The organism is Wolbachia endosymbiont of Pentidionis agamae (assembly GCF_036711655.1).
In the GTDB taxonomy this organism is placed as follows: Bacteria; Pseudomonadota; Alphaproteobacteria; order Rickettsiales; family Anaplasmataceae; genus JAZHPY01.
On record NZ_JAZHPY010000022.1, the window covers coordinates 1 to 12,669 of the forward strand.

19 protein-coding genes are annotated in these 12,669 nt (G+C 30.6%); 12 read left to right on the plus strand and 7 right to left on the minus strand.

Annotated elements, in window-relative coordinates; all coding sequences use genetic code 11:
- The first annotated feature begins 47 nt into the window (after positions 1-47).
- The 5 genes from V6U76_RS01985 to V6U76_RS02010 all read left to right on the plus strand — a co-directional run bounded on the left by V6U76_RS01985 (position 48) and on the right by V6U76_RS02010 (position 3,278).
- Entirely contained in the window at positions 48-791 is a 744-nt protein-coding gene (locus V6U76_RS01985; RefSeq protein ID WP_333023347.1) for a hypothetical protein, read from the plus strand.
- A gap of 95 nt (positions 792-886) precedes the next feature.
- A complete protein-coding gene (locus V6U76_RS01990; RefSeq protein WP_333023348.1) occupies positions 887-1,609 on the plus strand; it encodes a Bax inhibitor-1/YccA family protein in 723 nt (240 codons plus the stop codon).
- A gap of 15 nt (positions 1,610-1,624) precedes the next feature.
- A complete protein-coding gene (locus tag V6U76_RS01995; RefSeq protein ID WP_333023349.1) occupies positions 1,625-2,167 on the plus strand; it encodes a cytochrome c oxidase assembly protein in 543 nt (180 codons plus the stop codon).
- A gap of 59 nt (positions 2,168-2,226) precedes the next feature.
- A complete protein-coding gene (locus V6U76_RS02005) occupies positions 2,227-2,931 on the plus strand; it encodes a ComF family protein (RefSeq protein ID WP_408647408.1) in 705 nt (234 codons plus the stop codon).
- Between the two features lie 131 nt (positions 2,932-3,062).
- Positions 3,063-3,278 carry a hypothetical protein gene (locus tag V6U76_RS02010; RefSeq protein ID WP_333023352.1) on the plus strand — a complete coding sequence of 72 codons (216 nt, stop codon included), beginning with the start codon at positions 3,063-3,065 and terminating at the stop codon, positions 3,276-3,278.
- On the opposite strand, the gene V6U76_RS02015 is transcribed toward V6U76_RS02010, so the two are convergent.
- The 5 genes from V6U76_RS02015 to V6U76_RS02035 all read right to left on the minus strand — a co-directional run bounded on the left by V6U76_RS02015 (position 3,264) and on the right by V6U76_RS02035 (position 5,811).
- Positions 3,264-3,842 carry an NADH-quinone oxidoreductase subunit C gene (locus V6U76_RS02015; protein WP_333023353.1) on the minus strand — a complete coding sequence of 193 codons (579 nt, stop codon included), beginning with the start codon at positions 3,840-3,842 and terminating at the stop codon, positions 3,264-3,266. The genes V6U76_RS02010 and V6U76_RS02015 overlap by 15 nt on opposite strands.
- Positions 3,839-4,342, minus strand: coding sequence for a NuoB/complex I 20 kDa subunit family protein (locus V6U76_RS02020; protein ID WP_333023354.1), 504 nt, complete (start codon positions 4,340-4,342; stop codon positions 3,839-3,841). The genes V6U76_RS02015 and V6U76_RS02020 overlap by 4 nt, the downstream gene beginning before the upstream one ends.
- Positions 4,333-4,689 (minus strand): NADH-quinone oxidoreductase subunit A, encoded by a 357-nt coding sequence (gene ndhC / locus V6U76_RS02025; RefSeq protein ID WP_333023355.1) that lies wholly within the window; start codon positions 4,687-4,689, stop codon positions 4,333-4,335. Before ndhC ends, V6U76_RS02020 begins: the two co-directional genes overlap by 10 nt.
- 391 nt (positions 4,690-5,080) lie before the next feature.
- Positions 5,081-5,365 (minus strand): DUF2610 domain-containing protein, encoded by a 285-nt coding sequence (locus V6U76_RS02030; RefSeq protein ID WP_333023356.1) that lies wholly within the window; start codon positions 5,363-5,365, stop codon positions 5,081-5,083.
- Positions 5,362-5,811, minus strand: a complete 450-nt coding sequence (locus V6U76_RS02035) for a hypothetical protein (RefSeq protein WP_333023357.1) — start codon at positions 5,809-5,811, stop codon at positions 5,362-5,364. Before V6U76_RS02035 ends, V6U76_RS02030 begins: the two co-directional genes overlap by 4 nt.
- 87 nt (positions 5,812-5,898) lie before the next feature.
- Between V6U76_RS02035 and V6U76_RS02040 the strand changes: the two genes are divergently transcribed.
- The 5 genes from V6U76_RS02040 (at position 5,899) to V6U76_RS02060 (ending at position 10,903) form a co-directional block, all read left to right on the plus strand.
- On the plus strand, positions 5,899-6,921 hold the full coding sequence (locus V6U76_RS02040) for a class I SAM-dependent methyltransferase (RefSeq protein ID WP_333023358.1): 1,023 nt from the start codon (positions 5,899-5,901) through the stop codon (positions 6,919-6,921).
- Between the two features lie 127 nt (positions 6,922-7,048).
- Positions 7,049-8,689: a ribonuclease J gene (locus V6U76_RS02045; protein WP_333023359.1), complete on the plus strand. Its 1,641-nt coding sequence runs from the start codon at positions 7,049-7,051 to the stop codon at positions 8,687-8,689.
- Positions 8,689-9,915: a protein TolB gene (locus tag V6U76_RS02050; RefSeq protein ID WP_333023360.1), complete on the plus strand. Its 1,227-nt coding sequence runs from the start codon at positions 8,689-8,691 to the stop codon at positions 9,913-9,915. The genes V6U76_RS02045 and V6U76_RS02050 overlap by 1 nt, the downstream gene beginning before the upstream one ends.
- Before the next feature lie 57 nt (positions 9,916-9,972).
- Complete coding sequence (locus tag V6U76_RS02055; protein WP_333023361.1) at positions 9,973-10,452, plus strand: disulfide bond formation protein B; 480 nt, start codon at positions 9,973-9,975, stop codon at positions 10,450-10,452.
- A 130-nt stretch (positions 10,453-10,582) separates the two neighbouring features.
- Positions 10,583-10,903, plus strand: a complete 321-nt coding sequence (locus V6U76_RS02060) for a cell division protein FtsQ/DivIB (RefSeq protein WP_333023362.1) — start codon at positions 10,583-10,585, stop codon at positions 10,901-10,903.
- A 20-nt stretch (positions 10,904-10,923) separates the two neighbouring features.
- Here V6U76_RS02060 and V6U76_RS02065 read toward each other — a convergent pair whose 3' ends face one another.
- Positions 10,924-11,247, minus strand: a complete 324-nt coding sequence (locus V6U76_RS02065) for a DMT family transporter (protein WP_333023363.1) — start codon at positions 11,245-11,247, stop codon at positions 10,924-10,926.
- Between the two features lie 158 nt (positions 11,248-11,405).
- Here V6U76_RS02065 and V6U76_RS02070 point away from each other — a divergent pair, with 158 nt between their 5' ends.
- Together V6U76_RS02070 and V6U76_RS02075 are read left to right on the plus strand one after the other, a co-directional pair.
- Positions 11,406-11,666 carry a S1 domain-containing protein gene (locus V6U76_RS02070; protein WP_333023364.1) on the plus strand — a complete coding sequence of 87 codons (261 nt, stop codon included), beginning with the start codon at positions 11,406-11,408 and terminating at the stop codon, positions 11,664-11,666.
- Positions 11,647-12,243: a Maf family nucleotide pyrophosphatase gene (locus V6U76_RS02075; protein ID WP_408647407.1), complete on the plus strand. Its 597-nt coding sequence runs from the start codon at positions 11,647-11,649 to the stop codon at positions 12,241-12,243. The genes V6U76_RS02070 and V6U76_RS02075 overlap by 20 nt, the downstream gene beginning before the upstream one ends.
- Before the next feature lie 32 nt (positions 12,244-12,275).
- On the opposite strand, the gene V6U76_RS02080 is transcribed toward V6U76_RS02075, so the two are convergent.
- Positions 12,276-12,669: hypothetical protein (locus tag V6U76_RS02080; RefSeq protein ID WP_333023365.1), on the minus strand; the 394-nt coding region annotated here is incomplete at its 5' end.

The window sequence follows — 12,669 nt, forward strand, 5'->3', positions numbered from 1 at the left end:
CTATCTCATACATATAACATGTAGAAAAACTCAAACCAAGAGAATTGATGAGAAAATATGTTGTCCTTGCAACAATGGGTTTTTTTGTTGCTTTAATGGCTATTGAATTGGTAAAATTATGCACTGGGTTAGCATTAATAGGTACATTAAGTGCTACCTTATCTTATCTATTATTACCTATTTCTCTTATATCGTGCGTTGCTGCATGGTATCTGATTTTTAATAATAGAGAGATAGAAAAAGGAGAACAAAAATTAGGAAAATTTCAAGATAGGAAGAATTCTTGTGATAAAGAGAAGTGCATAAATTATATTAATGCTGCATTCTCTACATTAGTACTAGCAGCTGTAATGGCATCAAGTATATTTTCTCTAGGAATTATAGAAGATATAGCATTTATTATTTCAAGCATAATTGGATTTTCTATAAGTTGTCTTTCTGTACATTATGAACATCAAAAAAATGGTAATGAAAAACTAGATAAAGAAAAGGGCCATAATATATCGGAAGGAGAATATATGTTAATAGGATCTTCTACATTATTAATAAGAAAGATAATTTTATTACCATTTTTATTCACTGCTAGCATTACTCCTCCAGGAGCAGCAGCAGTTGCTGCTTTAGTTGGTCTTATAGGTATGGTGTGTTTTATGGTAGGCTATATATGTGCTATAGAAGCACACAAAAAAGGATTAGTGAACGTAAAAACTAAATCTCATGGAGAATGCATAAATATTGTGAGTAGTACATATATAAGTAAAAACAATCAATTATCTCAATCTGAGATTTGAGAGATATGTCGCATAGATACAAATTTATACTTGATAAAAGTGTGTTTTTATATTACAATATAAAAACTATAAGTAAAATTTAGAGGTTTAATATTATGTCTTCCATAAAAGATAAGCAGAATATTCGCTCTGATGGAGTGTATTACAGTGCTGGCTTAAGAGATTATTTAACTAAAGTTTATAATTATATGGCCTTAGCATTGGGTGTAACAGGGCTTGTCGCGTTTTTAGTAGCTTCTTCAGGGCTTTTCTTGGTAATACACTACAACCCATTTATATCACTTTTAGTGATATTTTCCCCTATAGCATTAGTGCTTTTTATGCGTTTTAGGTTTTCTACTCTTAGTACACAATCTGTAATTGCAATGTTCTTTACTTTTTCAGCATTGATGGGCCTATCTTTATCATATATATTTTTGCTATATACAAAAGCAAGTATAGCAAGGGCTTTTTTCATTACTTCGATAATGTTTGGATCTATGGCACTATATGGTAATAATACAAAAAAAGACTTAACTAGTTTTGGTTCTTTTTTAATTATGGGATCCTGGGGATTATTTGTTGCATTACTAGTCAATCTCTTTCTTGATAGTAGAGCTCTTCATTTTGCAATATCATTCATATCAGTTATAGTTTTTACCCTCATGACTGCTTATGATGCACAAAGAATTAAGGATATTTATTATCAGCTTAATGATGGTTCAGATACTACTATAAGTAAAGTTGCTATTATAGGTGCAACTGATCTTTACTTTAATTTCATTAATATATTCCTTAGTCTATTGAGGTTGATTGGTTTAGCTAGTAACAGGGATTAAACAATTTCTTATGTATTGCAATTAAATCACTATAAAAAGAGAAAATCTATAGTTATCTTTCTTGTTTCTTTAGTTTTCTCCATGTTATGTCTTACATATGCATCAGTACCTTTATATAGTATTTTTTGTAAGGTTACTGGATATGGTGGTACAACAAGAAGAGCTGTAGATGTACGTAAAGATTCTATTAATAAAGATAAGAAAAAAATTCGTGTATACTTTAATTCTGATGTTGCACCAGATTTACTATGGTCATTTAATCCAGAGATGAGTTATACAGATGCAACAATAGGTAAAGAAGAATTAACCTTTTATTATGCAGAAAATTTATCTGATGAAGAAGTATCTGGAATGGCAGTATATAATGTTACACCTTTTAAAGCTGGAAAATACTTTAACAAGGTTGCATGTTTCTGCTTTAATGAACAGGTGTTGCCACCAAAAAAGAAAGTAGTAATGCCTATATCTTTTTTTATTGATCAAGATATTATTCTTGATCCTGATACGAAGGATTTGAGTGAGATAACTTTATCATATACGTTTTTTAAATTTAAGTAACCTTATTTTTGATAATTAAGTTAAATTATTAATGTTTTTTTTTATTCTTTCAAAAAGTAATTAATGTTGTTTTTGCTAAAACTTGTGCTAATTGTGAATGTGTTGTTCATAGTTATGAAGATTTATGTAACAAATGCTATAGTAAGATTAACTTTTTAACAAAGCATTATTGTAATACTTGCGGTGTATTAATACCAGGTGATATTATTACCTGTGGTTTATGTACTACGAAGCAACCGCCATTTATAACATTAAAGTCAGTTTTTGGATATGATGAGAATAGTAAAAATATGATCATCAACTTAAAATTTTTTGATAATCTAATCTATGTAAAAACTTATGCAAAATGGATGTATAATGCTAACCAAGATATGTTTCAAAATGCTGATTTGATAGTACCAATTCCATTGCATAAATTACGTTTATTTAAACGTAAATTCAATCAATCAGCTTTACTTGCACAAGCTATAAGTAAACTATCTAAACTGCCGTGTGATCTTTTTAAAATAAAACGTGTATGCAATACAAAGCCTCAATCTGGACTTTCATTAAAACAACGTCAAGAAAATTTAAAAAAAGCCTTCAGAGTATTAAATGAAAAAGCTTTTATGAATAAATCAATAGTATTGATTGATGACGTTATTACAACTGGAGCGACAATAAGATCATGTGCGCAAGAAATCATGAATTCTGGTGCAAAAGAAGTAAGAGTATTATCATTAGCAAGAACTATTAATGAACTTCCGAATAGCTTTGTTGTATAGCTACATTGTGCATGTGACAAGTGCATGCAACTTTAGCCGTACTATAGCACCATTTGAAGTCATAAGTCCTCGGAAATGCTTGAGGAATAACTGGATCTGCATTTACAGATTCTGCAGCATATAGTTTGTACATGTTCTTTTATCTGTTTCTCCATATTCTTAAATTTCAGATCTTTTTATTCTACAGTAATTTAAGTAGAAGAGCATTACAAGGAGCATACTTTCTTCCATTAGTAGCTGGAGGAATATGTGCTGCTTTAGGATTAGAAGTACTACCTGTAGTAGGTTTAGCACTTGTTATTGGGACAAATGAAGTAACACAATATCAGGTGCTAAGTAGTATCTGATTTTTTATTACCTTCCCATGGTGATAGTAAATTTTCAAATGTACGAAAGTCTTGGCTAAGGTCCACAGGTTGATAAACAACTTTTTTTGCTTTTTCATCATACGTTACCTCTTCATAACCAGTTAATGGAAAATCTTTAAGCATAGGATAACCTTTAAATCCATAATCAGAAAGTATTCTGCGCAGATCTGGATGGCTTATGAATTCTATTCCATACATATCAAAAACTTCACGTTCAAACCAGGAAGCAGTGCTGAAAAACTCTGCTATGCTTCGAGGAGACTCACCTTCATCTAATTGAAGCTTTATACAAACCCTAGAATTATAAACGACACTAAGTAAATTATATATTAAATCAAAACGTTTTTCGTTGTTTGGATAATCAACTGCAAAAATATCAATTAATACTTCAAATCTACACTTTTCATCGCATTTCAGAAACTCTAAGTTACTTTCTATTGTTTGTAAAGTTGAAGTAACTTCAATGGTGTAATTATCTTTTTTTATGTACTCACATTTGAGTTGATTTTTTATATAATCTGCAATCTTATCTACTTTACTCATGAATTCTTAGTGCGCTTTATTTTATCTTGCAAACACAACATTCCATGTAATAATGCCTCTGCAGTTGGTGGACATCCTGGAACATATATATCAACTGGTACAATTCTATCGCATCCACGTACTACTGAATAAGAATAGTGGTAATACCCACCGCCATTTGCACAACTTCCCATTGATACCACATACCTTGGCTCAGGCATTTGGTCATAAACTTTTCGTAGTGCTGCTGCCATTTTATTAGTTAATGTGCCTGCAACAATTATGACATCAGATTGTCTAGGACTTGCTCTAAACATTATTCCATACCTATCAAAATCATAACGGCTAGCACCAGTGTGCATCATCTCAACTGCGCAACACGCAAGTCCGAATGTCATCGGCCACAAAGAACCAGATCTAGCCCAATTCATTATATAATCCAATAAATCACCGAACTTAGTAATAAGGAAACCATTTTCTTTATATTCTTTTAAGTAGCTATGATTATCTGTTATTCCCATTCTAATGCACCTTTAGTCCATTCATACACCAAGCCAACAATTAGTATTGCAAGAAATATCATCATAGACCAAAATCCACCATAACCTATCTTAGATAAGGAAGTAGCCCAAGGAAAAAGGAATATTATTTCTAGGTCAAATATTATAAATAACATAGAAACCAAATAAAATTTAATATCAAAAGTTTTTCTTGCGCTTGAAGTAGGAGTAAAACCACATTCATATGTAGAGAGCTTTTCACTATATGGATTTCTTACTGAAAAAAAAATAGGCAATATACCTAGAACTAAAGATACTATAATTGATACACATATGAAAGCTGCTACAGCAACGTAATCAGACAACATAATTTTTAATTTAAAGCTCGTATGTATTTTAACCCAAGTATGTATAAAAGCAATGAATTATTCTACTTAAAGATACCTAATAGGTATTAAAATATGACTATTGGTAAAAAAATACCAATAGATTAGAGAGTTGCTGGAATCTCAGAATCTATAAATAATCTCAAGAAGAAATAAATCATGGGATGATATATGAGAGAAGTGTACATCCGAGTAATATAAGTAGTAAAAAAATTAAGGTTACCTTGCCGGACCATGTAGAAAAAAACAAAGCCAAAAACTGATTTATATTCTTGAAGTACTAGTGAAAAATTTTGACCTCTAAGGATTTTAAGTTATTTTAAAACAGAACCTTTTGCTTTATTATTCTCGCCGTATGAGTAAATCTGTAGATTTATTCATTACTATCATTACCGCTATTGCTACTGGAAACAACAGTGATAGCGTATGCACAAAGGTCTGGAAAAGAAACATTATTTTCTTTTGAAAGTTTATATAATTGATCCAAGCTTTTTCTAATTTTAGTAGGAATATTGCCCCCGCGTTCTTTTGAAAGCCAAGAGTCTTGATGATATATTGGATGCATATCAATTTTTGGTTCACCTATGTATATAACAAAAGGCAAACTTTGACCTTTAAAATCACAATTTACTGTAAACTTTTTAACACTGCTGCTCATATTGTTCTACCCTTCTGTTTTATCTTAACGTTCGGTGTTAAGTGGTTAGGAAATTTATTGAGTTTATCATAGGACCTAACTTGATTTTTAAGTAAAACTTGATAAACCTCACGCTTAGATAATTGAGATTCTTGCACTATTTTCATTCCATTTTCTACCATAACTTTAGCATGCATCAACACTTTTTTCAGTAAATCTAGATTACCATTTAGAATTTTGAGTAATGCTTGCAGTACTTCTGCTAAAGTTAAACCATCATTTATATTAACAACTTTATTTTGTACATTATTAAAGATTTCTAAAATTTGGCTGCTTTGCAATTTATCTAAAGTGAAATTATTCTTAGTGCCTAGCGCTTTTCTTTCATCATTCTTTATAAGCCCATCAACCTGATTACTTTGTAATTCATCAGGTTTATATGGGTTATTTGAAGCTTTAACATTCATAAAATAACCTTCTTTATACAACAGCTTTACTATTTTGAGCTTACCATTATCATTATTCCAGAGTACAGTTAAATATTTACTAAGAGTATGCTAGGATACATAAACAAACTGATTGATGAAAACAATGGGTCGATATCAATATCAGAATTTATGAAAACTGCACTCTATCATAAAAACTATGGGTATTATAACAGTAAAAATCCTATTGGTCAAGTTGGTGATTTCATTACTTCTCCTGAAATTAGCCAATTGTTTGGTGAAATATTAGCAGTGTGGATTATGCTAGCTTGGGAGAAATTAGGGAAGCCAAGAGAATTTATTCTAGTAGAGTTTGGGCCAGGCAAAGGAACTTTAATGCAAGATATAATGCGAGTAACTAAAAAACATCAAGATTTCTATAATGCGATGTCAATACACTTGATTGAAATTAGCCCAATTCTTATTGAATTGCAGAAGCAAGCTCTAAAAAATTTTAATATTACATGGCATATAAGTATTAACACTTTACCAGAAAAAATAGCCATATTTGTTGCAAATGAATTTTTTGATGCTATGCCAATAGATCAATTTGTTTATTATAATGGAGAATTATATGAAGTACGAGTAGCAAAGGATTTAAGTATGATTCACATAAAAACAAAAGCAGTAAATGTGATAAGTATAGAAGAAAGGCTTTTTGATGGTGCAACAATAGAAATGTGTTCTGTTGGAATTGATCTTATGAAGAAAATTGAAGAGTATCTCTGTAAAAACAGTGGATCTGCTTTAATTATAGATTATGGGTACATCAATCCACCATTTAAAAATACCTTGCAGTCCATAAAAAACCACAGATACAGCAATATTTTAGAAAATATAGGTGAAAGTGACATAACTGCTCTTGTAAATTTTAAGGCATTGCAAGACACTTTAAAGTGTTTGGATTCTAATCTCCTTACTCAGAGAGAATTCTTGTACTTATATGGTATAAAAGAGAGGATCCAAGCATTAATGAAAAATATAGATAATGAAAAGCAAAAAAAGAAACTCCTAAGTGAATATCTAAGGTTAACGGAGAATATGGGCACTCTTTTTAAAGTATTGTCGATTAATAGTTATTATATTTCATAAGTCAGATTAGAAGATTTAAATTCATAACTATTATTTGGGTGGTTTATATAAAGCCTAATTCTATTATAATTTACTTTCTTAAAATTTGAAGTTTTGCTATAATAAAGATTTTAGCCGGTTGAAATGAATGTATATCAAAAAAAGTGAATTTTTATTCCTGCCTATTGGAGGAGTTGGAAGAATTGGTATGAATGTAAGTTTATATCATTACAATGGAAAATGGATAATAATAGATCTTGGTGTAGGTTTTGCAGATGAGGATATGCCTGGTATTGAGTTAATGATTGCTGATGTGGAATTTATTAAAGAAAGAAGAAAAGATTTACTAGGAATTATAGTTACTCATGCGCACGAAGATCATTGCGGCGCAATCCCATACCTTTGGGAAGAATTACAGTGTCCTGTGTTTGCGACAAGATTTACAATTAATTTTTTAAAAGAAAAATTAAAAGAGTTCAGATTAGAAAAAAAGGTAATATTAAAAGAAGTCAGTGTTAATGGTAGTATAAATTTAGACCCCTTTACAATTGAATTTATTAATATTACTCATTCAATTCCTGAGTCAAATGCAATATTGGTTAGCACTGATGCAGGGAATGTTCTGCATACGGGAGATTGGAAATTTGATAATGATCCAGTTATTGGTCCAACATTTAACATAAAACGCTTAACTGAAATTGGCAATCAAGGTGGGTTATCGGCTATCATCTGTGACTCTACAAATGTGTTTAGTAAATGTACTCAAGAGTCAGAGGGCGATATTTATTCTACTATTCATGATATAGTGGAAAAATCTAAAAGACTTGTTGCAGTTTCACTATTTGCATCAAATGTGGCACGTATTAAAACTATTGCAAGTGTTGCACAGGCATTAAATAGAAAAGTTGTATTGCTTGGAAAATCATTATGGAGAATAACTAAGATTGCAAAAAATAGCGGATATTTAGAAGATTCTATGCAGTTACTAGATGCAGATGAAGCAATAAACTTACCAAGAGAAAAGTTATTACTTATTTGTACAGGTTGTCAAGGTGAGAAGCTTGCAGCTACTGCAAAGTTAGCTACAAATTTACACAAATTTTTTAAAATGCAACAAGGTGATACTATGATCTTTTCATCAAAAATTATTCCTGGTAATGAGATCCGTATACATAAAATGTTTAATGCTTTTATTGAAATGGGAGTGGAAGTTATCACTGAAAAGTCAAAACTTGTACATGCTTCTGGACATCCTACAAAAGAGGAACTAAAAACAATGTATTCTCTAGTAAAGCCAAAAATTTCTATACCAGTTCATGGGGAATACATTCATATGTATGAGCATATAAAATTGGCTGAAGAGTGCGGAATTAAAAATACAGTAATGGTTAAGCCTGGGGATTTCGTAAATTTAGTAAGCGGTGGAAAAGTTGGTTCGATAACTGTTAACTATTTTGGTATTGATGGTAAATTATTGCGTTGCACTGAAGGTAATGTAATCAAAGCACGTAAAAGAATGAGAGATTCTGGGTTAATTGTTATTACAGTGATTGTAAGTAAAAAAAATGTAATACTAACAAAGCCTAAAGTATTTGCACCTGGGATTTTTGACTTATCAGAAGATGCAAGTATAATGCACAAAATCATAAAAGAAGTGGAGTTAGCTTTTAGTTCTAAAAGTTTAAAAGTGAAGGAAATAAAAGATAAAATTGAGCAATTAGTTTCTGCTATATTAAAAAGATACATATTAAAAAAACCTATTATTGAGGTACAAATAGAACAGGTCTAATGAAGAGTTTTTTTATTCTATATTTATTATGCATACCATTATTAGGGTATGCTAGTAACATCACGAAGAACATTATAATTTCTCCATTTCTTTATCATTCAGAGGTAGAGGATAGGTTAAGTAGTGGTGTTATTAAGTTAATAAAAGAAAACCTTTCTTACTCTTGCTACTTTAGAATTTTAGAAGCTAATGAAACAAGTGGTTCAATGGATGGAATGTTACTTACAGGCAGTGTAAACGAACTAAAAAATGGAAAGTTTATGTTAGTTTTTAGTATAGTAGATATGGTTTATCGAAAAGAGTTAGTGAGTGAATCCATGGTTTTTTTAGAGAAAGATTTGGGAAAAATTTCTCATAGTATATCTGATGTAATATATAGTAAAGTAATAGGTGAGTGTGGGTATTTAGATACAAGGATTGCGTATGTAGCAGAAGAAAAAGAAGAACAAAAATATGTGCGTAGAATTGCAGTTATGAATCATGACGGCAAAAACCTAAAATATTTAACTGATGGAAATAAATTTGTTTCGACACCAAGATTTTCTCCAAATGGTAAAAAGATTATATATATAGCATATATAAATGATAAAAGTTATTTAATGTTAAGGGATTTAAAAAAAAATGACGTTTCAGTTGCTGCTGTATTCGATGGGGTAAGTTCCGCACCAAGATTTTCTTCAAGTGGTAAATCATTGCTGATTTCTCATTCTTATGATGGAAAAACAAGCATATTATCCTTAGATTTGGACAAGAAAAAAAAGAAAGAAGTTATTAAGAATTTATACATTAACACTTCTCCTTCTTTTTCACCAAATCAAAAGTCTATAGTCTTTAGCTCTGATATGAATGGTAGTCAACAGCTGTATGTAATGGATTTGACAAAAAAAATAAATAGACCAAGAAGAATTAGTGCTGAAAATGGAACATATTCTATGCCTGTGTGGTCACCAATTGGTAATCTAATAGCTTTTACAAAGATTCTGTCTGGAAAATTTTATATAGGAATAATGAAGCCAGATGGCACAGAAGAACGTATTTTGACTGCAGGATATAAAGTGGAAGCACCGGCATGGTCACCTGATGGAAAAACAATTATTTTTACAAAGACACAATTAGATAAAAATGGTAGTAGTTCTAAACTATATTCCATAGATTTTACAGGTAAAAATGAAAAAGCAATTGCTACTCCAACTAATGCTTCTTTAGCTGATTGGTCGCACTTTTGAGTAGATTTCTTACTGATTTTTTGTAATAATAAATCTAATATTTAAAATTTTACAGCTATGTTTAGCAATGATAGGTTGAAATCAGCTTCTATAGTTTTTTTACTAGGTAGTAGTTTTGCTTTAGTGATTGCTTATGTGCTAGAATACTTTTTTCATATGCTACCGTGTAAATTATGTATATACGAACGTATAGTTTACTGCATGGCAGGAGTGCTTTCAGCATTTTGCTTGATGAAAAGTAATAAAGTTTTAATTTGCCTAATATTTTTTATTTATTTGATTGGAGCAATAATATCCTTCTATCACATGGGGCTTGAGTTTCACTGGTTTCACGATGTTTTAGGGTGTGCTGAGCAAATAAAGGGTAATCCAACAGTAGAAGAATTAAAAAATAATCTGCTTAACCCTAATGCTTTACCTTCTTGTGATAAGCCTAGGTATCTTTTAGGACTTTCTTTAGCTGCTTGGAACTTAATATACACTTTATTATGTATGCTTTTAGCATGCACTCAGCTAATAATAAAGAAACGTAACTAGCATTCTTCTCTACAAAGAATAATGAGAGAATATTTTTAAATATGGATAAAAAAAAACTGTAGATATCACTGAAACTCAAAGGCATTTTTTAAAAAGGTGTGCATTTGCTATTATTATATCTCTTTTTCTAGTGCTAATAGTTTCTAGTTTATTAGGCAGAATTATTGCATCTATAGAAAGTTACTTGGCTCGATGTGATCAGTATATAGTGAATTTGCTTCTCAGTAGTGGTTTTGTTATTAATAAAGTTGATGTTAGTGGTAATAAATTCACCACTAAAAAGAATATCATAAATCTAATAGACAGAAAAAAGCCTAGTATTTTTTATTTATCATTAACAAAACTTGCAGAAGATATTAAATCTGAAAATGACTGGATTAAAAATGTTAAAATCTATAGATTATTACCCAACTCTTTATATATTGTTGTAGAGGAATATGAACTTTTTTAACTAGATAAGACCAATCATAATTATCTTGTAAAGAACTTCACACCTACAATTCCTGTAACTATGAGGGCAATAGATAACAAGCGTCCTATATTCATAGATTCATTAAACAGTATAATTCCAACTATTACTGCACCGATTGCTCCTATGCCAGTCCAAATTGCATAGGATGTACCAAGAGGAATGGTTTTTATGGAAACTGATAAGAAATAAAGACTTATAGGTGCACAAATAAGAATCACTAATACTGGTACAAGTTTAGTAAAACCTTCACTGTACTTTAGCGACGTAGTCCATATTATTTCTATTATTCCAGCAAGTGCTAAATATAACCAAGCTTGAATCATTTGGGATTACCTTTATATTATTATAACAATATATATTATACTTAAAATATAATAAGAATTATTTAATTCTTTATCATCATAGATCAAGTTAGTCAAACAATTTTATTGTAATTTTCAGCAAATTGGATAAAGTATATAACTATTAATGAATTCAAAATATGGTAGAAAAACAAAATTCAATTATAGAAGCGGAAGGGGTTGTTACTAAGTTACTTCGTGCTGCAGAATTTTTAGTGAAGTTAACTAATAATTGTGAAGCTATCTGTCACGTTTCAGGTCAATTAAGAAGAGGAAAAAAACGTATCAGTTTAGGAGATCGTGTATTGCTTGAAATAAGTAAGCATGATTTAAATGAAAGAAAAAAAGGTCGTATTATAAGAAGATTGCATATTAGTACTGATGAAAAACCATCTCAGTAATCTTATTCTTGCTTCATCTTCAGAGAGGCGTATAGCTCTATTAGAACAAATAAAAATTAAGCCGGCTTTTATTTTATCTGCAGATATTGATGAAAGCATAAATAAAAAAGAGTTGCCAAAAGACTATTCAATTCGTATGGCAAGAAATAAAGCAAATAAAGTGTACGAGGCTCATTCTGATTACTTTGTACTTAGTGCAGATACTGTTGTTGCTTGTGGAAGAAGAATCCTTCCTAAAACTGAAAATATTGATCAAGCAGAAAAATGCATACGGTTACTTTCAGGTAGAAGACATAGGGTATATACAAGTATTTGTTTTATCACCCCTGAAAAGCGGGAGCATGTAAAAACCAACATGACAATTATAAAACTCAAACGTTTTAGTGAACAAGAGATAAGATATTATTTAGAGTCAAAAGAATGGCAAAATAGAGCAGGTGGGTGCAATATCCAGGGGCTTCTAGGAATGTTTATATTATTTTTTCGTGGTTCTTACTCTTCTGCAATAGGACTTCCTTTACACGAAACTTACTGCCTGCTAAATAATTATTTTAAGTTATTTCATAATAGAGAGTAAGGCTATGCAAAAAGCATAGCCCATTAAAATAACTAGAAAAATGACCATTCTGATGAGTCTGGTGACCCCATAAGATCAGAGTATTGCGTTTCAGACATTTTACTGATTGGAGTTTCTAGTACCTTTTCTGCTACTGCTTTTATTATTGCAGGTGCTGTGGCTATAGTTGCAGCTATCTTTGTTGCTTGCTCTTTTTGTTGTTCATCTGTACTTCCTTGATTGCTAGAAGGAAAAGCTTGATTAATGATATTTTGCGCTAGCGTTTTTGCTTTACTAGGATCTAAGTTAGATAAATCTGTTTTAGCAAATTTGTTTTCAGCAATGTTTTTATTACTAACATCTTTTGCATCAAATACAGCAGTTGCTAGGATTTGTTGTTTTCCAGCATCAACACCAGTTATGTTAGATAAAGTTAAATCAGCTTTG

Bases quoted from the DNA above. Each gene is read 5' to 3' on its own strand.
- V6U76_RS01985 (WP_333023347.1), top strand. From the start codon at position 48: ATGAGAAAATATGTTGTCCTTGCAACAATGGGTTTTTTTGTTGCTTTA.
- V6U76_RS01990 (WP_333023348.1), top strand. From the start codon at position 887: ATGTCTTCCATAAAAGATAAGCAGAATATTCGCTCTGATGGAGTGTAT.
- V6U76_RS02010 (WP_333023352.1), top strand. From the start codon at position 3,063: ATGTTCTTTTATCTGTTTCTCCATATTCTTAAATTTCAGATCTTTTTA.
- V6U76_RS02015 (WP_333023353.1), bottom strand. From the start codon at position 3,842: ATGAGTAAAGTAGATAAGATTGCAGATTATATAAAAAATCAACTCAAA.
- V6U76_RS02020 (WP_333023354.1), bottom strand. From the start codon at position 4,342: ATGGGAATAACAGATAATCATAGCTACTTAAAAGAATATAAAGAAAAT.
- ndhC (WP_333023355.1), bottom strand. From the start codon at position 4,689: ATGTTGTCTGATTACGTTGCTGTAGCAGCTTTCATATGTGTATCAATT.
- V6U76_RS02030 (WP_333023356.1), bottom strand. From the start codon at position 5,365: ATGAGCAGCAGTGTTAAAAAGTTTACAGTAAATTGTGATTTTAAAGGT.
- V6U76_RS02035 (WP_333023357.1), bottom strand. From the start codon at position 5,811: ATGAATGTTAAAGCTTCAAATAACCCATATAAACCTGATGAATTACAA.
- V6U76_RS02040 (WP_333023358.1), top strand. From the start codon at position 5,899: ATGCTAGGATACATAAACAAACTGATTGATGAAAACAATGGGTCGATA.
- V6U76_RS02045 (WP_333023359.1), top strand. From the start codon at position 7,049: ATGTATATCAAAAAAAGTGAATTTTTATTCCTGCCTATTGGAGGAGTT.
- V6U76_RS02050 (WP_333023360.1), top strand. From the start codon at position 8,689: ATGAAGAGTTTTTTTATTCTATATTTATTATGCATACCATTATTAGGG.
- V6U76_RS02055 (WP_333023361.1), top strand. From the start codon at position 9,973: ATGTTTAGCAATGATAGGTTGAAATCAGCTTCTATAGTTTTTTTACTA.
- V6U76_RS02065 (WP_333023363.1), bottom strand. From the start codon at position 11,247: ATGATTCAAGCTTGGTTATATTTAGCACTTGCTGGAATAATAGAAATA.
- V6U76_RS02070 (WP_333023364.1), top strand. From the start codon at position 11,406: ATGGTAGAAAAACAAAATTCAATTATAGAAGCGGAAGGGGTTGTTACT.
- V6U76_RS02075 (WP_408647407.1), top strand. From the start codon at position 11,647: ATGAAAAACCATCTCAGTAATCTTATTCTTGCTTCATCTTCAGAGAGG.